Below are 25,225 nucleotides of genomic sequence, written 5' to 3' on the forward strand. Positions count from 1 at the left end.
AATTTTCTGTTTTTATTCCTGCTTTTGCTCCTGTGGTAAAAGTTTTTTCGTCAGATATTGTTCTCCCATCAAATCATCATACGTCAGCAGCTCATGCAGCTTGATATATTTGTTTCTCGTTTCCTCATCACAGCCCTCGGAATAAAGATTGTAATACGGGCTGATGACAGGGCAATGCGCATATAAATCCAGAAGGAAATTGCTCCGCAGTGTTTCCGGTGCGCCGATGTAATCATACATCAGTGCTGTCAGCAGATACGGCGAAACGGGTGTGCCGTCTGCGCGGTATTCGTGCCCTGTATCGTAATTGCTGAATACAACATAGGGCGTGGAGAACATCTGATATTTCTCTTCCTCTGTCCAGTTTGCGGCAGTGGTGGAGGTGATTGTGCCGGTGGAGGCATAAACACCGAAATCGTTCCCCAGCGTCGGCAGGTGGTCGCCATACCAAAGCACAACGGTCGGCTTTTCTCTGTTCATCACGTACTCATACAATCTGCCAAGCTGTGCATCCGAATCGGAAACGCCCTTGCAGTAATTGTGCAGCAGGTTGCTTTCCTCCTCCGAAAGCGTATCGGAGGTAAAATCAATATTCCATTCGGAGGGGTCAAATTTATTCAGATACAGCCCATGGTTTTCCATGGTAATGCCCTGAATGAAAACGCCTTTTTCATGCGGCTGCTCCAGCTGATACATGATTTCCTCCACAAGGCTTTCATCTGTCAGGAAGGGACCGCTGTTGAAATGCTGCTCTGCGTGTAAATCATATTCCCCCAGCATTTCATCAAAGCCAAGCAGGGGATAGGCGCGGTCACGTTCATAAAATTCCTTCTGATAGGTATGAATCCCAATGGTATCATAGCCCTGATTCTTAAATTCGCGTGCATAGGAATAAATATTGTTGAATACATACTGCTGATACGGCACATTGCCGGAGGGCAGCATACTTGTAGTCATGCCGGTCAGAATCTCAAATTCGGGACGCACCGTGCCGCCGCCGAAGGTGCAGGAAACCATGCTGCCGCCGTGGTTTTCCGCAAGAATCCTGCGGTAATTGGGAATCGGGTCCTCTGTAAAGCTCACGTTTTTCAGCGTGGTAGGGTCCCAGAAGGATTCCGAAAGAATCACAATGACATCGGGATTCTGAAAATCTGCGCCGCTAGCTTCGTCCGGTTGATATTGTGCAAATGCCTTTTCCAGATATCTCTCACTGTAATTATCCGGGTCACCCATGTTTAAGGAAGAAAGGTTTAGCACAAAAGCGGTCAGAAAGCCGTTTTCGGTGTAGTTTTTTGTCTGGTCGGTCGGTGCCTCGGAGGAAAGCCCCAACAGGCTGTAATCGGCTCGTACGGTGCCGTTCATGGTGCAAAGATACAGACACCCCAATAGAATCGGCGCACCAAGCACGCGTTTTTTCCATGCGATTGGAAGTGTCGGACGCAGAATCGCAAGCACCGTAAGATATGCCACTGTGCCGCCCCAGAGCCACCATAACGGTGTGGGGATTTTCAGCGCAGAAAGAAATGTGGTGAAGCTGTCTGCATTTTTTGCCAGCAGCATATCCCAAGGAAGAAAATGCTCCTTGAGGATTTCTGTTTTCAGGAAATCAACCGTCGGCATAATCGTAAATATTAAGCCTGTCAAAAGTGCTGCCAGGGGAACGTGTTTCCAGAGGCAGACCATCGCCCCGAAGAAAAGATAAATCAGAAGCATCCCTAACAGGAACGCCCCGTAATTTTCCGTTAAAAGCGTGCGCAGCAACACCGCCGCGCCGTCCTCCCCGGAAAGAAAGGAAATGGCGTTGCCGCTCAGGCTCAGCCAGAGGGGAAACAGCAGCACCAGCAGCCACATGATGAAGGCGGCAGGCTTATGCGTTTGTATATACGCATCTATTTTTGTACGAATTTCTCGTAATTTTTTCATGTTTGCAAAACCTCTTTTGTGTAGATTGATTGAATTTCTAAATGGATATTTTAACACGATTTTCACGCGTTTTCAAGAAATTGAAGAAGTAAAATTGTGAAATAAGCCAAACGCCTGATTTCGTCTTAGGAAGGCACACGATAAAGAAAATTCTGCCTGTTCGCTTGACAGGGGATGTTTCGTCCTGTAAAGTAAAAAATAGTGCCGTAACTGTGCATTTATTTGCATGCAGATTTCGGCAGAGAACGAGAGGTGGCACCATGAAAAAGCAAGATTCCAATTATAATAATGAAAGCATCACTTCCCTGAAGGGGGCGGAACGCGTCCGCCTGCGCCCGGGGGTTATCTTTGGCTCGGACGGTCTGGATGGGTGCGAGCATGCCTTTTTTGAAATCCTTTCCAATTCCATTGATGAGGCGCGAGAAGGCTACGGCAAAAAGATTGAGATTACCCGTTTCAAGGATGATTCCATTCTCGTGCGCGATCATGGCAGGGGGATTCCTGTGGATTATAACCCAAAGGAGGATTGCTTCAACTGGGAGCTGGTGTTCTGTGAGCTGTACGCAGGCGGCAAATATCAGAATAATACAGGAGAAAACTATGAATTCAGCTTGGGTCTGAACGGTCTGGGCACCTGTGCAACGCAGTATGCCTCCGAATTTATGGAGGCGGTGATTTACCGCGACGGCATGTGCTATCAGCTGCATTTTGAAAAGGGTGAAAATATCGGCGGTCTGATGAAGGAGGCGGCGGAAAAGCACCCCACCGGCACGCAGATTACATGGCGGCCCGATAGAGATGTTTTTACCGAAATTCATATTCCCCTTTCCTATTTTCAGGATGTGCTGAAAAAGCAGGCGGTTGTGAACGCAGGGCTTTTGTTTGAATTATATGATGAGAAAAGCGGCGAAACCTTCCAATATTGCTATGAAAACGGGATTCGCGATTATCTTGCGGAGCTGAACGGCGAAAATGGACTGACCGCTGTGCAGTATCTCCAGACCGAAACCAAGGGACGCGACAGAGAGGATAAGCCCGAATATCGCCTGAAATTTGAAGCGGCATTCTGCTTCAATAATCATGTGAATGTACTGGAATATTACCATAATTCCAGCTTTCTGGAATACGGTGGCTCCCCCGATAAGGCGGTGCGCAATGCTTTTGTCTTTGCGATTGATAAATATCTGAAAAGCAATAGCTTATATAAAAAGGATGAAAAGAAGATCACCTTTGCGGATGTGGAGGACAGCCTAATTCTGGTCATCAATTCCTTCTCCACCGTAACAAGCTACGAAAACCAGACGAAAAAATCCATTACGAATAAATTCATTCAGGAGGCCATGACGGAGTTCTTCCGCCGACAGCTGGAGATTTATTTCATTGAAAATAAAATGGATGCCGATAAGATTGCGGCACAGGTGCTTGCGAATAAAAGAAGCCGTGAAACGGCGGAAAATACCCGTGTGAATATCCGCAAAAAGCTGACGGGCAGTCTGGATATGAATAACCGCGTGGAAAAATTTGTAAACTGCCGTACAAAGGATGTCTCCCGCAGAGAAATCTATATCGTGGAGGGCGATTCCGCGCTTGGCTCCTGTAAGCAGGGCAGAGATGCGGATTTTCAGGCGATTATGCCAATCCGAGGAAAGATTTTGAACTGCTTGAAGGCAGATTATAATAAGATTTTCAATAGCGACATCATCATTGACCTATTGAAGGTGCTCGGCTGTGGCGTTGAGGTGAAATCCAAGCATGATAAGGGGCTGAATTCCTTTGATCTGGCGCAGCTTCGTTGGAGCAAGGTCATCCTCTGCACCGATGCGGATGTGGACGGCTTCCAGATACGCACCCTCCTTTTGACGATGCTTTACCGCCTTGTACCGACGCTGATTTACGAAAAAAAGGTCTATATTGCGGAATCGCCGTTATATGAAATCCGCCACGGCAAGGATAAATATTTCGCCTATACCGACAGCGAAAAGGCAAAAATCACCGCCAAGCTGAAAGGGAAGGTAAAAATCAAGCGCTCCAAGGGCTTGGGTGAAAATGCCGCAGATATGATGTGGGAAACCACCATGAACCCAGAAACGCGCAGGCTCATTCTGGTTACGCCCGATGAAGCGGAGCGCACACAGGCGATTTTTGAACTCCTGCTTGGGGAAAATCTTTCCGGCAGAAAGGAACACATTGCAGAGGAAGGTCATAAATATCTGGATATGATTGACCTCAGCTAAGAGGTGGATGTATGGCAAAGAAAAAAACAACAACGAAAAAAGAATATCACGATAATTTCATACAGGAGCAGCGCATTACCGATACGCTTGAGCTGAATTATATGCCCTACGCCATGAGTGTCATTGTTTCCCGTGCCATTCCTGAGATTGACGGCTTCAAGCCCTCCCATAGAAAGCTTTTGTATACCATGTATCTGATGGGGCTTCTGAAGGGGGACAGAACCAAATCTGCCAATGTGGTAGGGCAGACCATGAAGCTGAACCCCCATGGGGACAGTGCGATTTATGAAACCATGGTGCGTCTGACAAAGGATAATGAAGCGCTTTTGGTGCCCTTTGTGGATTCCGAGGGGAATTTTGGGAAATACTATTCCAGAGAGATGGCGTATGCCGCCTCCCGTTATACCGAGGTAAAGCTGGAGAGCATCTGTCAGGAAATCTTTGCGGATATTGACAAGGACACGGTTTCGTTTATTGATAACTATGACGGCAGCATGAAGGAGCCGGCGCTTCTGCCGACCACCTTCCCTAATATTCTGGCAAACCCGAACCTTGGCATTGCGGTTGGTATGGCATCCTCCATTTGCAGCTTCAACCTTGCAGAATTGTGCGAAGCAACGGCGCAGTATATCAAGGATGATACGGTTGATTTGTGCGAGGTGCTTTCCGCTCCCGATTTTTCTACCGGCGGCGAATTGATTTACAGCCGGAAGGACTTGGAGCAGATTTATAAAACGGGACGCGGCAGTGTGAAGCTGCGTGCAAAATATCGTTATGATAAAAAGGATAACTGTATCGAGGTCTATGAAATTCCCTATACCACCAATATCGAAGCCATTGTGGATAAAATCATCGCATTGGTTAAGGCAGGGAAAATCAAGGATATCACCGATGTGCGCGATGAATCAGACAGAAACGGTCTGAAAATTACGATTGACCTCAAGCGCGGCACAAATGTGGAGTTGCTGATGCACAAGCTGTTCGCCATGACACCTTTGTCGGATAGCTTCAGCTGTAATTTTAATGTGCTGATTCATGGCAAGCCCATGACGCTTGGCGTGGGCGAAATTTTGAAGCACTGGACGGACTTCCGCATGGATTCCATCCGCAGACAGCTTGCATTTGATATTCAGAGGAAATCCGAAAAATATCACCTGCTCGAAGGGCTTTCCAAAATCCTGATGGATATTGATAAGGCGATTGCCATTATCCGTGGCACCGAGGAGGAAAAAATGGTTGTGCCGAATCTGATGACAGGCTTTGAAATTGATGAGGTGCAGGCGGAATATATCGCGGAGATTAAGCTGCGCAACATCAATAAGGAATATATTCTGAAACGCATTGCAGAGCTGGATGCACTGGAAAAGGAAATCAAAGGTCTGCATGAAACACTTCGCTCGGATGCAAAAATCAAAAATATCATCTGTAAGCAGCTGCGCAATGTGGCAAAAAAATACGGCAAGCCCAGAAAAACCGAAATCATCCATGAGGATGATGTGACGGTGCTTTCCAAGGAGGATTTTATCGAGGATTACCCTGTAACCTTCTTCCTGACGAAGGAGAATTATTTCAAGAAAATCAGTCAGGCATCTCTGCGTATGGCAGGGGAGCAGAAGCTGAAGGAGGAGGACGTTCTTCTGATGGAGCAGGAGGGCGCAAACCGTATGGATCTGCTGTTTTTCTCCAATCGGCAGAATGTGTATAAGCTGAAGGCCTCGGATGTAGCGGATGCCAAGGCGAGTGCCTTGGGGGATTATCTGCCGAATCTCTTGCAGCTTGACGCAGAGGAAACCATTATTTACATGACTGCAACGGCGGATTACAGCGGTCAGATGGTGTTTTTCTTTGCAAACGGCAAGGCGGCGAAGGTGCCGCTTTCCGCCTATGAAACCAAAACAAATCGCCGCAAGCTGGTCAATGCCTATTCCGCAAGGGCAGAGCTGGTGCGAATGGCGAAAATCGCGGAGGAAGCAGATTTTATGCTGATGCGCAATGCGGATAAGGCAACGCTCTTGAATACAGAGTTGATTCCGTTGAGTGCTACAAAGAACGCCGGTGGCGTGCAGGTCTTTACACTCAAGAAAAACAGTACAGTTACTGCGGTGTTTGCCAAGGCAGAATTTGAAACAGAGGAATACGAATATTATCGCACGAAAAAAATTCCCACCACGGGACATTTTATACAGGAAAAGGATAAAACTACCAATCATCTGCCCGGGCAGATGGCGTTGGGGGAATAAGAAAGGATGACGAGTATGAAACGGTTTATGGCAATTCTTCTTGCAGGGATGCTGAGCCTTTCCGCCGCAGTGCCTTCCTTTGCCGCCGTTGCGACGAATGCAGGCAAATGGGCAAAGCCTTCCATCGAATTTGCCTATCAGCAGGGACTTCTGACGGAGGCGGATTTGCAGAAGGCAAAATCGCCCATGACGAGAAAGGATTTCTGCAAGATGGTGATGCGTTTTCTGAATGTAATCACCGGAAAGGAATGGAAAGCGGCAGGTAAAACGCCCTTTACAGACTGCGATGATGCAGATGTGACAGCGGCGTATGAGCTGGGTATTATCGGCGGCACAGACCCCGGTATTTTTGAGCCGAACAGCACGCTGACCCGCGAGCAGATGGCAATTATGGTGGCGCGCGTGATGAAAACCTGCGGCGTGGATTTAACGGAGAAGGCAAAGAAAAATCCCTTCAACGATACCGCGGAGCTGTTTGCTTCCTCCAATAAATATATCGACCAGCTGTATGGCATTGGGATTCTTGCGGGCTATCAGGATGGCGGCTATCATCCCTTCCGCGAAATGACGGTGCAGGAGGCTGTGGTTTCCTTTGTGAAGGCATATCGCTATATTGAGGAGCAGACCGGCGGCAAGGTGGAAATTACCGAACCAAAGGTGGACAAGGTGGACAGAGTGGACACCCAAAATGACACAAAAGTGGACACCAAAACGGACACGAAAGCGGACACCAAGACAGAGGAAGTGAAGGTGACGGATGCGGCGGCAACAGAAACGGTTACTGTCGGCGAAAAAAAGGTTTGTCTCGGCTGGACGGCGGCAGAGCTGAAGGCTGTCTGGGGCGAACCCGACCGTATTGACGATTCTGTGTATGGCTTAGAGAGATATGTTTATCTCAACAAGTATCAGAATTATTTCTTTGCAACGATGCAGGAGGGGAAAATTGTCGAAATTTTTGTGCCGGGCACAGGTTTTACCTATAACGGTACAAGCGGCAAGGGCATTGCGGCGAATATTAAGAATCTTTCCCACGTCAGCAGCTTAGAGCACAGCGGTATTGTATACAATGCCAATTCTGAGGTGCATGTTCCTCTGGATTATGAGGGGAAAATCTGCGGTGTGCTTTTGCAGGAAAAGAGCTTTGCCCAGACAAAGGATTACCGGAGTACCTTGCAGTATACCACAAGAGAAGCCATGGAAGCGGAGCTGCTTGAACTGATTCAGGTGTGTCGTCTGGAAAAGGGTCTGTCCCTGCTTACGGCAGACAGTAAGCTGGGGGGCGTAGCAAGAGCACATTCCGAGGATATGACGGCGAAGGGATATTTCGACTATACCGGCTCTGACGACTCGACACCCTTCAGTCGGATTCTGGCGAAGGGCAAAGCCTTCCGCACGGCATCCGAAACCATTGCCAAGCAGCGCGGCGATGTGGTGCAGATTTATCAGGAATGGATGCGTACCGCTGCGAAGGAGAACAGCCTGACAGACGGCACCATGCAGGAGGCAGGCGTGGGGATTTCTGCAAAATCCAAGGAACTTTATGTAACGGTTGACCTTTGCGGTCAGTAAAAAATGGAATAAAAGAAAAAAGTATACAGAACAGAAAAAAAGCCTTGCACGGGAGAATTTTCCCATGCAGGGCTTTTTTTGATCCGGATTTCAGAAATTTTCTGTCAAAGCCAGAATTTCCTTTTCCAGAAGGGCATAGAACACATCATAGCCTGCGTTGCTCCAATGCACGCCATCGAACTGAAACAGTGCATCATACGCTTCGAAGCCTTGTGCTTCCTTAATGTCCAGAAATGCCTGATATACATCAATGACGGGACAATGATAGCCCTTTGCCAGCTTTTTGACGATTTCCCCATATTTTTCAATGCGGTCGGTTGTGGTGAAGGGGTAGAAATCCGTATCCACCACGGGCGGCGGCGTAACCAGAACGGGCAGACAGACACCGCTATGGAAAGCAGAATCTCCGTGCTTTTCTGCCAGAAGGCGTTCCAGAATGAACATCATATTGTGTTCATATTCCCAAGGTGTACGATATTGCCCTTCGTTGAGGGCACTGTCATTGGAACCCAGCAGAATTACAGTAAGATGCGGCTTTAACCAAAGCACCTGACTTTCCAGCCGTTCTTTCGCTTCTCTGGTGGTTTCTCCGTTGATGCCGCGATTATATACCTTCCAACGAAGCTGCGGATTTTTCTCCGGCAGCTCCCTTGCCAAGCGGGAGGGATATGCAATGTGGGACAAAACACCATAGCCGTATGTTAAGCTGTCGCCAAAGGCAACCAAACGAAATTCTTTCATGGGGCAGACCTCCTTTTTTCTCTATTCTAAAGAGAAAGCAGGAGAATGTCAATCAAAGCAAGGCTGTCATTTGCCTGTATGAAGATCCAACGTGGGGCGGATAATCTGCATGATGTTATCCTTGAAGGAACGCCCGACGAAGGCAAGCTGCTCCGAACCGAAAAAAGAAATCGTCCAAGGATTTTGGGATTTATCGATGGAGGATGCATTTTTCAGATTGACAATAAAGGAGCGATGTGTCTGCACAAAGGTTTCCTTGGGCAGCACTTCCAGAATACGATATAACGGAACCGAAACACAGATGGTTTTTTTCAACAGATGGATGACAGATTTTTTTTGCTCACTTTCGATAAAAAGAATATCCTGATACGGAATTTTATAGATTGCTTTTTGCGTACTGATGCGGCAATAAAGGGGTTCATCATGTGTGGATTCGCTATTTGTGACACAAACGGAACCCCTGTCAGTACAAAGTTCATTTACAGCAGAAGCGGCTGCTCCTGTCGTATGGATTGAATTTTTGCACATAATTATCTCCTCTTTCGTGGTAAAACTTATGAAATTAGACTTATATTTAAAATTACACCAAGGGAATTTTCTTAAATTTTAACATAAAATGTAATTTCTTGTAAATGTTTTCGTACATAAAAATTATAAAAAGAATACTACAAAATTCGCGCTCTGTGAAATAATGCCATCGCAGGTATTTTTTCACCTTTTCCGCATAGGATGAGAAAAGAAGGGAGGACGAGCCAATGCAGACAGAGGCAGTTTGGCGTGCATTGCCGAGAAAAATACGGGAGGTGCTTGCGGAGAAGGATCTGCACGATTTGCAGGAAATTCGCCTGCGCAGCGGACAGCCCTTGCTTTTAAAAAGAGAGAATCGACTGTTTTCTCTGGGGAAGGAGGGGGTGTTTCTGCCTGCGGCGGATGAAAAGGGGATGCGCATTTCCATGGCGGATCTGCGTGAAACCGTTTCGCTTCTGAGCGGCTATTCTCTCTATGCCTTTGAGGAAGAGCTGCGACAGGGCTATCTTACCATAGAGGGCGGACACAGAGTCGGCTTCTGCGGCAAGGCGGTTCTGGAAAACGGCGAGATTCGCACGCTGCGGCAAATCAATGCCTTAAATATCCGCATTGCGAGGGAAAGGAAGGGGTGGGGAGAGACGCTTCTGCCGCTTCTGTTGGAAAAGAATACGCTTTGCCATACCCTGATTGTTTCGCCGCCGGGATGCGGGAAAACAACGCTTTTGCGCGATCTCATCCGTTGCCTGAGTGAGAGAGGAAAAACGGTCGGCGTGGTGGATGAGCGCGGAGAAATTGCACCGCTCAGAGACGGTATGCCGCAGATGGATGTCGGCCCCTGTACGGACATTCTGGAGGGCTGCCCGAAGGCGAAGGGGATGACGCTTTTACTGCGAAGCATGTCTCCTGATATCATCGCTGTGGATGAGCTGGGCAGGCGTGAGGATGTTGCCGCGGTGGAGGAGGTTTTAAACGCAGGGGTGAAGCTGATTGCGACGGCACATGGGCGGGACTTTGCCGACATTGAAACAAGACCGCAGCTGCGTGCGCTTGTCCGCAGAAAAATATTTGAACGGTATCTTTTTCTTTCCAACCGAAACGGCACAGGCACCATAGAGGGGCTGTGCGACAGGGAGGGGAAAATGATTGCGGAAGAAGAAATGACGATGAAAAAGGAGGAGGAAGCATGATGCGTTTGCTCGGCAGTGTGCTTGTGCTTGGTGCGACGCTCTGGTTCGGGGCATATTTTGCGGCAAAGGAGAAATATCGTTTGCAGGAGCTGGCAGAGCTGGAACGTGCAATCCTGCTTCTGCAAAGCCAGATTGCCTACCTTTCCGCTCCTCTGACAGAGGTTCTGGAAAGCATCAGCTGGAAGGCGGAGGGCGTGATTGGCGAGATTTTCGCGCAGGCGGCGGCAGTCATGGCAGAGAGGGAAAGGGCTTCTGCGGAGGAAATCTGGACAGAGGCATGGTCGAAGAAGCGGAATCAGATTTTCCTGACGGCGGAGGATTTGGATATGGTGCTTTCCTTCGGGAAAACCCTCGGCTATCTGGATAAGGCGCAGCAGGAGGGGAGCATTTGTCTGCTGTTGCGGTATCTGGAGGAGGCATTGGCGCAGGGCAGAAAACGATTGGAGAAAAACGGCAGACTTTACTACGGCATCGGCGGACTTTCGGGATTGCTCATTATTGTAACACTGCTGTGAGGGGGGAGAAAATGGAAATCAATATTGTGTTTCGGATTGCGGCGGTCGGGATTCTGGTGGCAGTGTTGCATCAGGTACTGATGCGTGCAGGCAGAGAAGAACAGGCGATGCTGACCACGCTGGCAGGGTTGGTTGTGGTGCTGTTTTGGGTGATTCAATACATCAGCCAGCTGTTTGATACGGTGCAGACCTTATTTCAGCTTTGAGGAGGCGGTCGGATGGAAATTGGTAAAATCATCGCCATTGGTCTGGTGGGGACGATATTTGCCGTTCTGCTGAAAAAGGAAAATCCGCAGCTTGCGATGCTTCTTGCCGCTGTGACGGGGATTCTGATTTTCGGAATAATCTGTGTGCCGCTGGGAAGGCTCATCGGCTTGCTGCGAGAAACGGCAGAAACGGCGGGGGTCGGGGACGGCTACTTCGCAGTGGTGCTGAAGGTGATCGGCATTGCATATCTGACGCAGTTCGGCGCACAGCTTTGCGCGGATGCGGGAGAGGGAACGGTTGCGGCAAAAATTGAACTGGCAGGAAAGATTCTCATGATGACGGCGGCGGCTCCTGTGCTGATTGGACTGCTGGAACTGGTCATGGGCTTGGTATAGGAGGGGGCAGGATGAAGAAATGGGGGTTGCTTCTGATTTTGCTGCTTTCCCTTCTGCCAAGGACGACATTCGCAGAGGAAACGGCGGATGCAATCTGCATAGAAGGCGAAACGGAAGGGCTGGATACGGATGCTGTGGATGCGGCGACGGAGGAAATGGACGCAGAGGTCAGCTTTTCAGATTTGCTTGCAGAAATCCTTTCGGGGGAATTTGATTTTACATTCGCAAATATCAAGGAGAAGGCTCTGGAATTGACATTCGGAGAGCTGCGCATGCAGGGCAGGCTTTTGGCACAGCTGGTGCTGATTGTCATTCTGAGTGCAATTCTGAAGCAGTGCAGTGATTCCTTTCAAGGGAAAAATGTGGGCGAAATGGGATTTTATGTTTGCTACATGGTATTGATTGTGGCGATTCTGACCTCGTTTTACAGCATTTCACAGTCTGTTGTGGAGCGGATGCGAGGACTATGTGGGGTGTTTGGGGCGATGGTGCCCATTTTTCTGGTGCTTTCCGCTTCATCGGGGAATCTGACGCAGGGGGCTCTGATGGGGCCGACGCTGATGGGCGGCGCGACGGCACTTTCCGTTGGCATCAGCTATGTGCTGATTCCTGCGATTCAGCTTTCGATTGCCTTGGAGATGACGGATCATATTTCCGAAAAACCGATTCTGGGGAAATTTGCGGAGCTGCTGCGGCAGTGCATTTCCTGGGGGATGAAGGGGGCGGCAATGCTTTTTATGCTCCTGCTTTCCCTGCAGAAAATCGGCGGCGGTGCGCTGAACGGTCTGGCGGCGAAAACAGCGAAAATCGCAGTCGGGGCGGTGCCGGTGGTCGGGGGTGTGATGGGCGGCGCGGTGGAAACGGCAGCGGCTATGGCAGGAACGCTCAAAAGCGGCACACTGGTTGCAGCAGTAGTGCTTCTGCTCCTGCTTTGTCTGCCATTGCTCATCAAGCTGCTTGTGATCCTGCTTGTGTTTCGGCTGACGGCGGCTGCGGCGGAATTTATCTGCGAGGAACGCTTAGTAGAGTGCATTGCGGCGGCAGGGGAATACATAGGACTTCTGCTGGGGATTGTTTTTCTGGGCGAAGGGATGTTTTTCTTTTCGGCATTACTTTTGTTGGGGGGCTTGTAGGCATGATGGCGGCATTTGCGGCATATATTAAAACCATAACTGCGTTGGCTGTTTTCTCTGCTCTGGTGGGACTGCTTCTGCCGGAGGGGAAATATCGCCGTTATACGGAGCTGGTGCTGGGGATTCTGGTGCTGACGGCGGTGCTGCGTCCGTTGCTTGGGCTGTTTCATGCGGCGGAAACGGGAGATTTGCCCTTGACGAGGATAGAGCAGGAATGGTCGGATACATACAACGGATACAGAGAAGAAGGGTGAGAGGATGCAAAAGAATTTGTGGAAGGGGTTATTTCGCCCCGAAAACAAAAAGCTGCGGAGCAATATTTTTCTGGCACTTCTGGCAGGGGTGCTGCTTCTGGCAATGGGGAAGAGCTTTTTCGGCGGAGAAAAGGAAACGCCTGCACAGGCGGAAACGCAGACGGTTTCCGATGCGGCGGAGCGGGAGACAGAAACGCGCATGGCGGAAATTCTTTCCAAGGTGCAGGGGGCAGGTGCGGTGGATGTCATGCTGACCTATTGCAGAACGGAGGAACGCACCATTGCACAGGATGAGGTACGGGAGGAATCGGAGAGGGACGGAAAATTCCGCGTGGAGCAGAAGGCGGTGCTGACCGAGGAAAAGGGCGGCAATACTGCGCCGTTCATCCTTTCGGAAAATGCCCCTGTGATTGAAGGGGTGGTTATTGTTGCGGAGGGCGGCGGAGATGCCACGGTGCAGGCGGCACTGCATCAGGCGGCAGAGGCACTTTGCAATGTGCCTGCGCATAAAATTGCAGTTTTGCAGATGAAATAGAATTTTTGCAGAGGGGGAAAAGGTATGTTTGTCATCAAAAGGAATCAGGTTGTGGTTACGGCACTGGCGGTGATGATTGCGGCGGCAGGCTATCTGAATTTTCAGGAAAGCCGCTCTTCCGAAGGAAAGCAGACGGCATTGCAGCTGACCGAGGAAGGGGATGTGACGGCGTTGGTGGATTATTCCGCTCTGCCGGATGATGCGGACGAAACGGAGCTAGACCCGATTACGGCGGAAACCACAGGCGACGGTGCGGCGGTTTATGTTTCGGCGAATGGGAATGGATCTGCTTATTTTGCGGAGGCAAAGCTGAACCGGGAGCAGTCTCGCGCGAAGGAAAAGGATATTTTGACGGAAATGCTCAATAACGAAAATATTACCGAGGAGCAGAAGGCAAAATGCACCGAAAGCATGCTGCTATTGCAGGAGCGGATGGAAAAGGAAAGTGCCGCAGAGGCAATGATCCAATCCAAGGGGTTCAAACAGGCGTATGTCCGCATGGATAACGAAACGGTGGATGTGGTGGTGGATGCGGTGAAGCTGACGGATAAGGATGTTGCACAGATTGAGGATATCGTGCAGAGAAAAACAGGGATGCCTGCCGATAAAATCCGCATCAATACATTGCAAAAGTAAGAAATTACAGAAAATCAGATGAAGGCAGTGGGAATAAAATCCGAATACTGCCTTCTTTTTTATGCATAAAATGGTGCATAATTCGTTGCAAAATGGGCGAATATCTGTTATACTCATATCATAATTATGCGTGAATATATTGTTTTGCAAAAACAGGAGATAGAAACAACAGGAGGGATTACACATGTCTGAAAATAAAACAAACGGTCAGATTCAGATTGCGGATGAGGTTGTCGGCGTGATTGCCACAACAGCTGCACTGGAGGTGGAAGGCGTAGTTGCCGGCGGCGGTAAGGGCTTTGTGGAACTGTTTGGCAAGAAGGGCCATACCAAATGTGCAAAAATCACAAAGGATGCGGATGAAGCCGTTCTGGATATGGATATTATCGTAAATTTCGGCACAAAGGTGCAGAACGCTGCCAAGGAAGTACAGGAAAAGGTGAAAACCACAGTGGAAACCATGACAGGACTTACGGTTGCGGCGGTGAATGTAAGCATCTGCGGCATTGTGAAGGAAACGGAAGCAAAGGCGGAGGAAGAAGAATAATCGTGAAAAACGGTGGGTCTCATGGCTATCTGAGGCCCTTGCTTATTTTTAAGTGTGCCGTTGGTTGGAGAAATAATGGAGGGATACTATGAGCCGTAGAGGTGCGAGAAGAAATGCGTTTTATCTGCTGTTCCAGATGGATTTCAGCGAAGCGGAGGAATTTGAGCAGGTGAAGGAGCTTTTCTTTGCGGAAAAGGAAGAGCCTGTAGAGGAAGAAGATAAGGAATTTATTCTTTCCGAGGTGGAGGGCGTACATGCCCACATGGCGGAAATTGACGAAATGATTACAGCAAGTGCAAACGGATGGGATCCTGCACGGATGAATAAGGTGGATTTGGCGATTCTGCGTCTGGCAGTATATGAAATGAAATACGGGGAAACTCCCATCGGCGTTGCCATCAATGAGGCGGTGGAGCTTGCAAAACGCTTCAGCTCTGATGAAGCACCTGCCTTTATCAACGGCGTACTGGGCAAAGTAATCAAATGATAGAGCCGAAGGTGTTCTCGGTTGGGCAGATTAACCGCTATATCAAAAATCTGCTGGAAAATGATTTTATACTGAACAGCCTTCTGGTGCAGGGGGAGATTTCCAATTTCAAGGCACATTCGAGCGGTCATTGGTATTTTACCCTCAAGGACGCACAGGGAGCGATTGCCTGCGTGATGTTTCAGCAGGATGCGGCACAGGTGCCTTTTCTGCCAGAAAACGGGATGCAGGTGATTTTATACGGGCATGTTTCCCTGTACGAAAGGACAGGGCAGTATCAGCTGTACGGCGAATTTCTGGAGCCGGTCGGCATGGGTGCCTTGCAGCTTGCCTTTGAGCAGATGAAGGAAAAGCTTGCAGCAGAGGGGCTCTTTGATGCGGACTATAAGCGGGAGATTCCCGAAAATGTCGGTTGTATTGCGGTAATCACCTCCCCGACGGGGGCGGCGGTGCGCGATATTATCCAGATTGCAAAAAGACGCGACCCGAGAGTGAAGCTTGCCATATTCCCGACACTGGTGCAGGGAGAAGCGGCTGCGGTGGATATTGTGAAAAGCCTGAAGGCGGCGAACAGCTGGGGCAAGGCAGACGTGATTATTCTGGGGCGCGGCGGCGGCTCGATGGAGGATTTATGGGCGTTTAACGAGGAAAGCGTGGCAAGAGCCATTTTTGCTTCGGAGCTGCCCGTGATTTCTGCTGTCGGGCATGAAACGGATTTTACGATTGCCGATTTTGTTTCGGATTTGCGTGCGCCGACCCCATCTGCGGCGGCAGAGCTGGCAACCACAAGACTTGCGGACAAAAAGGAGGATGCAAGGGCACTGGCGGAACGATTGGAACGGAATTTGCAGGCGGTGCTGACGGTATCTAAACGGAGACTGGAATTTCTGAAGGAACGCCCTGTGCTGAAGCGTCCGTTGGAATTGATGCAGAAAAAGGAGCGCGTGCTTGCGGAGCAGGAACGGCTTCTGTATAAAGAAACGGCAGGACAGCTGCAGCGGCTCAGCCGAGGACTTCTGGCGGCAGAGGGCAGGCTGGCGGCGGTTTCGCCGTTTTCTGTGATGAACCGCGGCTATGCCATGCTGATGGATGAGGCAGGCACGCCGCTCACAACGGCACAGGCGGCGGCAATCGGGCAGGCGGTACGGATTCGCATGAAGGACGGCATTTTGCAGGCAGAGGTGACAGGAAAGGCGGTATTTGCCGATGGCGAGAAAGAAACAAACCTTTGATGAAGCAATGGAACGCTTAGAGGAAATTGTAGAACAGCTGGAACAGGAGGAGGTCTCCTTGGAGACGGCTGTTTCGTTGTATAAAGAGGGGCTGACTCTTGCGGCACTTTGCAGAGAAAAGCTTTCTGCGGCGGAGGGAGAAATCGTTCTGCTGAGAAAAGAAGCAGGGCTTTGGCAGGAGGAGCCGTTTCAGGCGGAGGTGGAAGAATGATGGATTTGAAGCAGGAAATGAAGGAACGCTGTGCCTATATTGAACAGGCGCTGGAGCAGGCAGTACCCGAACAGAAGGACTTTCCGCCTGTGATTTTTGAAGCAATGCGCTACAGCCTTCTGGCAGGGGGCAAGCGTCTGCGCCCGATGATGGTTCTGGCGGCATGCGAGGCAGTCGGCGGCAAAAAGGAGGATGCCCTTCCCTTTGCCTGTGCATTGGAAATGATTCATACCTATTCGCTGATTCATGATGACCTGCCTGCGATGGATAACGATGATTACCGCAGGGGGAGACTGACGAACCATAAGGTTTTTGGCGAGGATATGGCGATTCTGGCAGGGGATGGTCTGCTGCATCATGCCATGGAAACGATGGCGGATGCCTGCGTGAAAAACCCTACACCGCAGACAACAGGTGCCGTGAAAGCGATTGCACACGGCGCAGGTGTGGAAGGCATGCTTGTTGGGCAGGTGGTGGATGTTTTCATGGAGGGGAAGCCTCTGGATATCGAAACGCTTGATTTTATCCACCTGCATAAAACGGCGGCAATGATTCGCGGCGCACTGCAGGCAGGGGCAATCTGCGGCGGTGCGGATGAAAAAACAGTTGCGGCATTTGCACTGGCAGGCGAAAAAATCGGCATTGCATTCCAGATTCTGGATGATATTCTGGATGTGACAAGCACACTGGAGGAATTGGGCAAGCCCATCCACAGTGATGAAAAAAATCAGAAAACAACGTATGTGACGCTGTTTGGGATTGAAAAATCAAGAGAGATTGCGGCAAGGCTTTCCGCCGAGGCTGTTTCCATCTGGGAGGAGCAGGGCGAGGGCTGTGCATTTTTATTAGAGTTGACAAAATATCTTACAACCAGAACATTTTAAGAAGATCCTTCCGAGAGATTTTTTGAGGTTGTGAGAATAGAGAGTTGGTGAAACTGTGGACGGTATTTTAAAGCATATCCATTCCACTGAAGATATAAAGAATTTAAACGAAAAAGAGTTAAAGCAGCTTTGCAAAGAGCTGCGGAGGTTCCTTTTGCAGAAGGTATCCAAAACAGGAGGACATCTTGCGTCCAATCTGGGCATTGTGGAGCTGACCGTAGCACTGGAATACTGCTTTCATCTGCCGGAGGATAAAATTGTCTGGGACGTTGGACATCAGGCGTATATTCATAAGATGCTGACGGGCAGAAAAGAGGGCTTCGACCATCTGCGGCAGTTGGATGGACTGAGCGGCTTCCCCAAGCCGACGGAAAGCGACTGTGATGCCTTTGCGGCAGGGCACAGCTCCACTTCCATTTCAGCGGCGTTTGGGCTTGCGAAGGCAAGAGACCTGACGGGCGGAAAGGAGCATGTGATTGCAGTCATCGGGGATGGCTCCATGACGGGTGGACTCGCGTATGAGGCGCTGAATAATGTCGGCAAGGAGCATACCAGAATGATTGTCATTCTGAATGATAACCAGATGTCTATTGATACGAATGTGGGGGCCATCAGCCGCCATCTGAACAGCCTGCGGACAAGCTATCAGTACCGTGGGTGGAAGGAGGCGGTCAAGCAGTTCCGAGATAATGTGCCTGTGATTGGTGAAGGGACATATCAGGTGCTGAAAAACGTGCGTGACGGGGCGAAAATGCTCCTGACGGGCGGCGCATTGTTTGAACAGCTTGGGCTTAAATATATCGGCCCTGTGGATGGACATGATTTGCCGGATCTGATTGAACTGTTTGAAAACGTGAAGGAAATGAACCGCCCTGTGCTCATTCATGTAAAAACGATTAAGGGCAAGGGCTATCCCTACGCGGAGGAGCGTCCCTGGGCGTATCATGGCGTAGGCGCGTTTGATTTGAAAACAGGACAGCCGCTTTCCAAGGGCGGCAGAAGCTGGTCCTCTGTTTTCGGGGATAAAATGGTGGAAATCGGGAAGAAAAACCCGAAGGTCGCAGGGATTACGGCAGCGATGAGCGGCGGCACAGGCTTTGAGAAATTTCAGAGAGCCTTTCCGAAACGCTTTTTTGATGTTGCCATTGCGGAGCAGCACGGCACAACCTTTGCGGCGGGTCTGGCAAAGGGCGGCGTAACACCTGTGTTTGCGGTGTATTCCTCCTTCCTGCAAAGGGCGTATGACCAGATCGTGCATGATGTGTGTATGCAGAAGCTGCATGTTGTATTTGCGATAGACCGTGCAGGGATTGTTGGGGCAGACGGAGAAACCCATCAGGGCGTTTTCGATATCTCCTTTCTCAGCCACATCCCCAATATGACGGTGCTTTCGCCAAAAAACGCATGGGAATTGGAGGAAATGCTTGATTTTGCGGTGAATGAATGGAACGGCCCGATTGCGGTGCGCTATCCGAGAGGAACGGCGGAAACCGCTTTTGCAGAGCAGAAGGAGCCGATTACATACGGTAAGGCAGAGGTCATTCAGAAGGGCAGAGACATTGCCGTTCTGGCGGAGGGACACATGCTGAAGCCGGCGGCAGAGGCGGCAGAACGCTTAGAGGCGGAAGGGTATCACCCCATGCTTGTGAATATGCGCTTTCTGAACCCTCTGGATACGGAGCTGCTGAAGGAGATCGCTGAAACGTGCGCCCATATTGTGACGGTGGAGGATAATCTGCGTAAGGGCGGCTTCGGCTCAAAGGTACTGGAATACTACGGGGATGCAGGGATACAGACGGATGTGCTGAATCTGGCATTTCCCGATAAATATATCGAACAGGGCACGCAGGCACAGCTTTTTGAAAGATATGGGTTGGATGCGGCGGGCATTTATAACAGCATCAAGGAAAGATTGGGAGAATGACCATGGCAGAAAAGGTTGAAAAGGAAAGATTAGACGTTTTACTGGTGCAGCAGGGCTTGGCAAACTCCAGAGAGCTGGCGAAGGCGTATATCATGGCAGGGAATGTATACGTTGACGGACAGAAGGAGGACAAGGCCGGCACAAAGGTGGCGGTGACAGCGAAGCTTGAGGTAAAGGGTAACCAGATGAAATATGTCAGCCGCGGCGGCTATAAGCTGGAAAAGGCGATGGATGTATTCGGTATCCGTCTGGATGGGAAAATTTGTCTGGATATTGGTGCATCGACAGGCGGTTTTACGGATTGTATGCTGCAAAACGGTGCAAGCAAGGTTTATGCCATTGATGTTGGCTACGGTCAGTTTGCGTGGAAATTAAGAAATGACGAAAGAGTTGTTTGTCTGGAAAAAACAAACGTAAGATATGTGACGCATGAGCAGGTACCGGATGAAGGGGATTTTGCATCGATTGATGTTTCCTTTATTTCTCTGACAAAGGTACTGCCTGCGGTGCTTGGCGTGCTGGGCGAAAAGGGGCAGCTGGTCTGTCTGATTAAGCCGCAGTTTGAAGCCGGACGGGAGAAGGTCGGCAAGAAGGGCGTTGTTCGGGACAGCAGCGTGCATCGCGAGGTCATCGAGATGATTGTGGAGTATGTCCGCACACAGAGCCTTGGGATTCTCGGCCTGGATTTCTCCCCGATTAAGGGGCCTGAAGGCAATATCGAGTATCTCATTTATCTGGATAAGAGCCGGAGCGGCATGCACGAGGACGAGGTGCAGGCGAGAGTAGATACCGTTGTTGCACAATCGCATAAAATCCTTTCGGGCGAGAAATGAGGTGCGGAAGATGAAAAAAGTAGCAATTTTACCGAATATACAGAAGGATAAGGGACTGGCGGTGACAAAGCGGCTGGTGCGTTATCTGGAGGAAAAGGGCTGTCAGCCGCGCCTTTCCGAAGCGGTGGCGGATTTGGCGGAGCTGCCGCAGTATGCGCAGACGGAAACGGAGCTGTATCAGAACAGTGATCTGCTGATTTCGCTTGGCGGTGATGGGACACTGCTTGGCATCGGCAGAAGAACGGCGAAATTTGAAAAGCCGATTCTGGGTATCAATCTGGGGACGCTCGGCTTTCTGACGGCGGAGGATAAGAATTATGCCGAAGCGGCGATTGATAAGGTGCTGAAGGGCGATTTTAAGCTGGAAAAGCGCATGATGCTGACCTGCGGCATTGCCAAGGGGGATGAACGCACGGAGGGCATTATTGCTTTGAATGATATCTGCATTACGCGCGATTTATATAAAATTCTGGAGTTTCACGTTTTTGTAAATGATGAATTTGTGGATACCCTGCTTGCGGATGGTGTTATCATCTGTACGCCGACAGGCTCAACGGCATATAACCTTTCCGCAGGGGGGCCTGTATTGAAAGCGGATGCACAGATTATTGCAATTACGCCCATTTCGCCGCACACGCTGACAAGCAGACCCATTGTGGTTTCTGCGGATGATGTGGTTACGGTTGAGGTGAAGCCAAGCAGAGAGGACACGCCCTTTACGGTCAGTGCGGACGGGCAGAACAACTTTACGTTGACGGGGCAGAATGTTGTGCAAATTCGTCGTGCGGATGTCTGCACCACGATTATTAAGACAAAGCCGCAGAGCTTTTACGATGTACTGCGGCATAAATTGAAATAAGAATGGCTGAACGAGCAGCCTTTGGATATCTTTCTGAAACAGTAAGGAGGGGGAGTGCGATGAAGATCGCCAGACATGCAAAAATTTTGGAATTGATTGAAAATTATGACATTGAAACGCAGGACGAGCTGGCACAGAGACTTTGTGAGGAAGGCTTTGTGGTGACACAGGCAACGGTTTCTCGTGATATTCGTGAAATGAAGCTGACGAAAATCGCAACAGAAAAGGGACGGCAGAAATATGCCGTGATTACGGGCAATGATACGGAAGTGACAGAGAGACTAACGCGCGTATTCAAGGAGGCTGTGCTGAAAATGGACTATGCGCAGAACATGATTGTAGTGAAAACACTGGATGGTATGGGCATGGCGGTTGCCGTTGCGCTTGATAATATGCAGAACAGCGAAATTCTTGGCACGATTGCAGGGGATGATACTGTTTTCTGCGTGGTGCGTACGCATAATCAGGCGGCAGTTATCATCGAAAAGCTGTATCGCATCATCCATAGTGCCTAAAGGAGGGACGCTTTATGCTGGAACATCTGCACATCAGAAATGTGGCGCTGATTAAGGAAAGCGAAATCTCCTTTGGAGATGGGCTGAATATTCTGACGGGCGAAACGGGTGCCGGCAAATCCATGATTATTGATTCTTTGCAGTTTGCCCTTGGCGGCAGAGCAGGGAAGGATTTTCTGCGCCACGGAGAAAAGCAGGCGGCGGTTGAGGCGTTGTTTTCCGTACAGTCGCAGGCGCTTACGGAAAAGCTTGCGGAAAACGGCATTGTCCCTGAGGAGGACGGGACGCTTCTGATTACCCGCACGCTCAGCGAAGCGGGAAAATCTGTCTGCCGTATTAACGGCTCTACGGTGACGGTCGGTATGCTGAAGGAGATTGCCGAGGATATGATTGATATTTATGGACAGCATGAGCATCAGTCTCTTTTGAATCCGGTGAAGCACATTCGCCTGCTGGATCGCTTCTGCGGCGCAGGCTTTGGTGAGGCAATGGAGGAATACAAAAACAGCCGGCAAAGGCTGAAGGACTTAGAAAAGCAGCTTACGATTCTGATTGGAGATGAAAGCCAAAGAGAACAGCGGATGGATATGCTGCTGTTTCAGAAGGAAGAAATCGAAGCGGCAGAGCTGCAGGAGGGCGAGGAGGATGCCCTTCTGGAGCAGAAAAAACGCCTGAGCAGCATGGAAAGGCTGATACGGCTGACGGGCGAAAGCGTAACACTTCTGTATGACGGGGATGACCGCGCGCCCTCTGCCTGCGACCAGCTGGGGGATGCCCTTGCGAAATTACGGGAAGCGGCGGAATATGATGCGGCTCTGTCTCCCTTGGCGGATGCATTGGCGGATGGCTATGCTGCCGTGGAGGACTGCGCGCGGGAATTGAAGCGCGAGGCGGAAAAGCAAGAGGCTGACCCAGAGGAGCTGGAACGCATTGAGGAGCGCTTGCAGCTTTTTTATAAATTGAAGCGAAAATATGGCGGCAGCATCGAGGCGGTATTGGAATTTTACGAAAAAGCCGTACAGGAGCTGGAATTTCTCTCCAACAGCAGCGAAAAGGCGGCGGAACTTTCTGCCAAGAAGGCAGCGGAGGAGAAGCGCCTGTCTGCTCTTGCGGAAACACTGACAGCAAGAAGAAGGGCGACTGCCGAACAGGTGGAGGAGCAGATTGAAACGGCACTGCATGACATGGAAATGAAGCATGCACGGTTTCATATTCAGATAGAAGAAAAAGCCGATTGGGGCGCAGACGGCAAGGATAAGGTGGAATTTCTGATTTCTGCCAATGCAGGGGAGCCGCTCAAGCCCTTGGCAAAGATTGCATCCGGCGGCGAAATGAGCCGTGTGATGCTTGCACTGAAAACGGTGCTTGTGGATGCGGATGAAATCGGGACATTTATTTTTGATGAAATTGATACAGGGGTCAGCGGCAGAACGGCGAGAAGGGTCGGCGAGAAAATGCGCTTTCTGGGCGGAAAACGACAGCTTCTCTGCATTACGCATCTGCCCCAGATTGCCGCGATGGCGGATAATCACTTTCTGATTGAAAAGGAAAGCGACGCAGGAGAAACCGTGACGCGCGTGACGGCACTGGACGAGGAAGGCGCGGTGCGCGAGGTGGCGAGACTGATGAATGATGTGACGGAAACCACACTGGCGGCGGCAAGAGAACTGCTTGCGGAAAAATAAAACGAAGAACACATGATGACACCCTAAGTCGAAATCAGGATTTCGACTTGTTGAAGCAGAGGAATAAACAGACGAGTTCCATCAGCTTAAAAGCCTTGAAACTCGCTGTTTTCCTCGTCGGAAGTGAATTCCGACTGCGGATTCCATTTGGGAAACGGATTTGTTTCCCAAGCCCTTCCGCTACCTCAAAATTACTTTGTCTACAGACTGAGCACATGATGACAGCATTGTGTGTTCTTTTTTTGTCGAGATTTTTCTGCTTTTTACAGGAAAAACGACAGGTTTCGCAGGTTCTTCGTTTTATAATCATAGAAGGAGGGAAGGAATGGAACCGAAGATTTACATAGATATCGTTTTTCCGGTGACATGGGGGATGGATGCCTTTCTGCTCTGGATGGCAGGACGGATTCTGGGCCTGCGAAGGAAGCGGTGGCGATTTGCATTCGGCGGTCTTTTTGCGGCGGTGTGTGATTGCGTGTGGCTTTTCTTTTTGCAAAGAAGCGGCGGTGCGCTATTTTCGCTTTTGCTTCTGGCGGGCGGCGTTTTCATTGCCTATACACCGAAAAGCGGAAAAATATTTTTGCGGCTGATGGGGACAACACTGCTTTCTTCGTTCCTGCTTGGCGGCGGCGCACAGCTTTTGTTTACCTTTACGCAGGCACAGCGATTGTTTGGGCAGGGTCTTATCGTAGAGCAGATTTATCCGTGGTGGCTGCTGCCATGGGCGGTGCTTTTGGCGTATGTATTGCTGAAATTGGGTGCAGGGTGGATGGAGACGCATATTTGCCGCAGACGTGAATTCTGCACGGCTGCTGTGTTTCGGCAGGGCAGATGCGCCGAGGTGCGCGTGCTGATTGATACGGGAAACGGGCTGAAGCAGGAGGATGACCGAGGGGTTGCGATTCTGGAGATGCAGGCGGTTTTGCCGCTGTTTTCAGCAGAGGAGGGCGTGCGGCTGCTTTCCGGGAGCAGAGAGGGCTTGGAATGGCTTGCGTTCAGTAGTCTGGGGAACCCGGATGGCAGGCTCTGGGGTATACGGGCAGAGAAGCTGATTTTGTTTTTCGGGGAAAAAAGCATCTGCCATCGGGATATTTTTGTCGGGATTGCCGAGGAAGCGTTTACGGGCAGTTATGAGGGCATTGTGCCACCCTCTTTATGGAAGGAGGATTCGGAATGAAGGAATGGAGATATTTAGTTTTTCTTGTAAAATACCATCTGAACCGTTGGATACAGGAAAAGAAGCAGGGAGGGGTATTCTATATCGGGGGGAGCGATGTATTTCCGCCGCCGCTCAAGCCGGAGGAGGAGCTGGTGCTTCTGGAGCAGCTGGGCGGAGAGGAGGATGTGACGGTTAAAGCTGTTCTGATTGAGCGAAATCTGCGTCTGGTGGTCTATATCGCAAGGAAGTTTGAAAATACGGGCATCAATGTGGAGGATTTGATTTCCATTGGCACGATTGGGCTGATTAAGGCAATCAATACGTTTAAGGTGGATAAAAAAATTAAGCTGGCAACCTATGCTTCACGCTGTATCGAAAACGAAATTCTGATGTATCTGAGACGAAACAGCAAGACGAAAACAGAGGTTTCCATTGATGAGCCGCTAAATGTGGACTGGGAAGGAAATGAGCTGCTGCTTTCCGATATTCTGGGGACGGAGAACGATATCATCACGAAGGATATTGAGAATAAGGTTGACCGAGAGCTTTTGCAGGATGCCATGCAGAAGCTGAGCGGACGGGAGCGGCGGATTGTAGAAATGCGCTTTGGCATTCTGCCGGAAACAGAGGAAAAAACGCAGAAGGAGGTGGCGGATATTCTGGGGATTTCGCAGTCCTATATTTCCAGACTGGAAAAAAAGATTATGCGGCGGCTGAAAAAGGAAATAAGCAAAATGATGTAAGAAAAAGGTGCGCCCGATTGGGACGCACCGAAAGCGGATGTCGAAGGAT

General features: G+C 50.0%; 26 protein-coding genes. 23 read left to right on the top strand and 3 right to left on the bottom strand.

The features are described 5' to 3' along the window. Positions 1 to 12: 12 nt before the first annotated feature. Entirely contained in the window at positions 13 to 1,923 is a 1,911-nt protein-coding gene (locus GPK49_RS01980) for an LTA synthase family protein (protein WP_118582424.1), read from the bottom strand. 260 nt (positions 1,924 to 2,183) lie between these two features. Between GPK49_RS01980 and GPK49_RS01985 the strand changes: the two genes are divergently transcribed. From GPK49_RS01985 to GPK49_RS01995, 3 genes are read left to right on the top strand one after another with little or no spacing between them, the layout of a single operon-like run. After that, a complete protein-coding gene (locus GPK49_RS01985) occupies positions 2,184 to 4,157 on the top strand; it encodes a toprim domain-containing protein (protein WP_215676573.1) in 1,974 nt (657 codons plus the stop codon). Between the two features lie 11 nt (positions 4,158 to 4,168). Further along, positions 4,169 to 6,397: a DNA gyrase/topoisomerase IV subunit A gene (locus tag GPK49_RS01990; RefSeq protein WP_215676574.1), complete on the top strand. Its 2,229-nt coding sequence runs from the start codon at positions 4,169 to 4,171 to the stop codon at positions 6,395 to 6,397. A gap of 15 nt (positions 6,398 to 6,412) precedes the next feature. Further along, a complete protein-coding gene (locus GPK49_RS01995; protein ID WP_318283808.1) occupies positions 6,413 to 7,966 on the top strand; it encodes an S-layer homology domain-containing protein in 1,554 nt (517 codons plus the stop codon). Between the two features lie 90 nt (positions 7,967 to 8,056). Here GPK49_RS01995 and GPK49_RS02000 read toward each other — a convergent pair whose 3' ends face one another. Next, positions 8,057 to 8,707, bottom strand: coding sequence for an SGNH/GDSL hydrolase family protein (locus GPK49_RS02000; RefSeq protein WP_215676576.1), 651 nt, complete (start codon positions 8,705 to 8,707; stop codon positions 8,057 to 8,059). Positions 8,708 to 8,773: 66 nt separating this feature from the next. Continuing rightward, the gene (locus tag GPK49_RS02005; RefSeq protein WP_118582415.1) at positions 8,774 to 9,235 is read right to left on the bottom strand and encodes a LytR/AlgR family response regulator transcription factor; all 462 of its coding nucleotides are present in this window, start codon (positions 9,233 to 9,235) and stop codon (positions 8,774 to 8,776) included. Between the two features lie 227 nt (positions 9,236 to 9,462). On the opposite strand from GPK49_RS02005, the gene spoIIIAA reads away from it, so the two are divergent. From spoIIIAA to sigE, 20 genes are all read left to right on the top strand, one after another. Beyond that, positions 9,463 to 10,422, top strand: coding sequence for a stage III sporulation protein AA (gene spoIIIAA, locus GPK49_RS02010; protein WP_215676577.1), 960 nt, complete (start codon positions 9,463 to 9,465; stop codon positions 10,420 to 10,422). Continuing rightward, positions 10,419 to 10,937 (top strand): stage III sporulation protein AB, encoded by a 519-nt coding sequence (locus GPK49_RS02015; RefSeq protein ID WP_118582412.1) that lies wholly within the window; start codon positions 10,419 to 10,421, stop codon positions 10,935 to 10,937. Before spoIIIAA ends, GPK49_RS02015 begins: the two co-directional genes overlap by 4 nt. Before the next feature lie 11 nt (positions 10,938 to 10,948). Further along, complete coding sequence (spoIIIAC, locus tag GPK49_RS02020; RefSeq protein ID WP_016408102.1) at positions 10,949 to 11,143, top strand: stage III sporulation protein AC; 195 nt, start codon at positions 10,949 to 10,951, stop codon at positions 11,141 to 11,143. A 12-nt stretch (positions 11,144 to 11,155) separates the two neighbouring features. Then, entirely contained in the window at positions 11,156 to 11,539 is a 384-nt protein-coding gene (gene spoIIIAD, locus GPK49_RS02025) for a stage III sporulation protein AD (RefSeq protein WP_016408103.1), read from the top strand. A gap of 11 nt (positions 11,540 to 11,550) precedes the next feature. Further along, positions 11,551 to 12,672 carry a stage III sporulation protein AE gene (locus tag GPK49_RS02030; RefSeq protein ID WP_215676578.1) on the top strand — a complete coding sequence of 374 codons (1,122 nt, stop codon included), beginning with the start codon at positions 11,551 to 11,553 and terminating at the stop codon, positions 12,670 to 12,672. Positions 12,673 to 12,674: 2 nt separating this feature from the next. Beyond that, positions 12,675 to 12,926: a stage III sporulation protein AF gene (locus GPK49_RS02035; protein ID WP_118582409.1), complete on the top strand. Its 252-nt coding sequence runs from the start codon at positions 12,675 to 12,677 to the stop codon at positions 12,924 to 12,926. A 4-nt stretch (positions 12,927 to 12,930) separates the two neighbouring features. Further along, positions 12,931 to 13,461, top strand: coding sequence for a hypothetical protein (locus GPK49_RS02040; protein ID WP_215676579.1), 531 nt, complete (start codon positions 12,931 to 12,933; stop codon positions 13,459 to 13,461). Positions 13,462 to 13,485: 24 nt separating this feature from the next. Then, positions 13,486 to 14,097, top strand: coding sequence for a SpoIIIAH-like family protein (locus tag GPK49_RS02045; RefSeq protein WP_215676580.1), 612 nt, complete (start codon positions 13,486 to 13,488; stop codon positions 14,095 to 14,097). A gap of 184 nt (positions 14,098 to 14,281) precedes the next feature. Then, the gene (locus GPK49_RS02050; RefSeq protein WP_016408108.1) at positions 14,282 to 14,644 is read left to right on the top strand and encodes an Asp23/Gls24 family envelope stress response protein; all 363 of its coding nucleotides are present in this window, start codon (positions 14,282 to 14,284) and stop codon (positions 14,642 to 14,644) included. Positions 14,645 to 14,732: 88 nt separating this feature from the next. Further along, positions 14,733 to 15,131: a transcription antitermination factor NusB gene (nusB, locus tag GPK49_RS02055; RefSeq protein ID WP_016408109.1), complete on the top strand. Its 399-nt coding sequence runs from the start codon at positions 14,733 to 14,735 to the stop codon at positions 15,129 to 15,131. Then, positions 15,128 to 16,363, top strand: a complete 1,236-nt coding sequence (gene xseA, locus GPK49_RS02060; protein WP_215676581.1) for an exodeoxyribonuclease VII large subunit — start codon at positions 15,128 to 15,130, stop codon at positions 16,361 to 16,363. Before nusB ends, xseA begins: the two co-directional genes overlap by 4 nt. Then, positions 16,338 to 16,574 (top strand): exodeoxyribonuclease VII small subunit, encoded by a 237-nt coding sequence (gene xseB, locus GPK49_RS02065; protein ID WP_016408111.1) that lies wholly within the window; start codon positions 16,338 to 16,340, stop codon positions 16,572 to 16,574. The genes xseA and xseB overlap by 26 nt, the downstream gene beginning before the upstream one ends. After that, positions 16,571 to 17,458 carry a farnesyl diphosphate synthase gene (locus GPK49_RS02070; RefSeq protein ID WP_318283811.1) on the top strand — a complete coding sequence of 296 codons (888 nt, stop codon included), beginning with the start codon at positions 16,571 to 16,573 and terminating at the stop codon, positions 17,456 to 17,458. The genes xseB and GPK49_RS02070 overlap by 4 nt, the downstream gene beginning before the upstream one ends. A gap of 55 nt (positions 17,459 to 17,513) precedes the next feature. Next, the gene (gene dxs / locus GPK49_RS02075) at positions 17,514 to 19,382 is read left to right on the top strand and encodes a 1-deoxy-D-xylulose-5-phosphate synthase (protein WP_016408113.1); all 1,869 of its coding nucleotides are present in this window, start codon (positions 17,514 to 17,516) and stop codon (positions 19,380 to 19,382) included. Between the two features lie 2 nt (positions 19,383 to 19,384). After that, a complete protein-coding gene (locus tag GPK49_RS02080; protein WP_215676582.1) occupies positions 19,385 to 20,215 on the top strand; it encodes a TlyA family RNA methyltransferase in 831 nt (276 codons plus the stop codon). Positions 20,216 to 20,225: 10 nt separating this feature from the next. Then, positions 20,226 to 21,074 carry an NAD(+)/NADH kinase gene (locus GPK49_RS02085; RefSeq protein WP_215676583.1) on the top strand — a complete coding sequence of 283 codons (849 nt, stop codon included), beginning with the start codon at positions 20,226 to 20,228 and terminating at the stop codon, positions 21,072 to 21,074. Positions 21,075 to 21,133: 59 nt separating this feature from the next. Continuing rightward, entirely contained in the window at positions 21,134 to 21,589 is a 456-nt protein-coding gene (gene argR / locus GPK49_RS02090; protein WP_016408116.1) for an arginine repressor, read from the top strand. A gap of 14 nt (positions 21,590 to 21,603) precedes the next feature. Then, positions 21,604 to 23,274: a DNA repair protein RecN gene (gene recN, locus GPK49_RS02095; protein WP_215676584.1), complete on the top strand. Its 1,671-nt coding sequence runs from the start codon at positions 21,604 to 21,606 to the stop codon at positions 23,272 to 23,274. Positions 23,275 to 23,599: 325 nt separating this feature from the next. Continuing rightward, complete coding sequence (locus GPK49_RS02100) at positions 23,600 to 24,451, top strand: sigma-E processing peptidase SpoIIGA (protein ID WP_215676585.1); 852 nt, start codon at positions 23,600 to 23,602, stop codon at positions 24,449 to 24,451. Beyond that, positions 24,448 to 25,176, top strand: coding sequence for an RNA polymerase sporulation sigma factor SigE (gene sigE / locus GPK49_RS02105; RefSeq protein WP_215676586.1), 729 nt, complete (start codon positions 24,448 to 24,450; stop codon positions 25,174 to 25,176). The genes GPK49_RS02100 and sigE overlap by 4 nt, the downstream gene beginning before the upstream one ends. Positions 25,177 to 25,225: the final 49 nt, after the last annotated feature.

Origin of the sequence: Clostridium sp. MCC345 (assembly GCF_018785345.1) — a bacterium.
In the GTDB taxonomy this organism is placed as follows: Bacteria; Bacillota; Clostridia; order Lachnospirales; family Anaerotignaceae; genus Anaerotignum_A; species Anaerotignum_A faecicola.